This window comes from Achromobacter sp. Marseille-Q0513, from assembly GCF_018195695.1.
Lineage (GTDB): Bacteria > Pseudomonadota > Gammaproteobacteria > Burkholderiales > Burkholderiaceae_B > Achromobacter.
The window spans coordinates 1-362 of record NZ_JAGTJY010000621.1; the positions used below are offsets into that span (position 1 = coordinate 1).

The 362-nt window shown below is 64.6% G+C and carries 1 protein-coding gene; it reads left to right on the forward strand.

What is annotated here, in order from left to right; genetic code table 11:
* Positions 1–362: ABC transporter substrate-binding protein (locus tag KDH83_RS32030; RefSeq protein ID WP_212323236.1), on the forward strand; the 362-nt coding region annotated here is incomplete at both ends.

Genomic DNA, 362 nt, shown 5'->3' on the forward strand with positions numbered 1-362 from the left:
TATACGCCCGGCGGCGCCTCGGCGATACGCCAGTTGCGGGCGGCCGGGCTGGACATGCCGATTCTTGGCACCACGGCCATGGTCGACAACTACTGGCTCAACGCGGTGCCCAATCTCAAGGACTTCTACCTGCCGGGTTTCATGTCCCTGTATGGCGACGACCCGCGGCCGCAGATGAACCAGTTCGTCGAGGCGTTCAAGGCGCGTTGGGGCGAACCGCCCGTTTCCTCATACTCGGTGCTGGGCTACAGCCTGATCGAGCAATGGGCCCATGCCGTGGCCCAGGCCGGCAGCACGGAGTCCGACAAGACGCTGGCCGTGATGAACGCCTACAAGGACCAGCCTTTCCTGGTCGGTCCCAC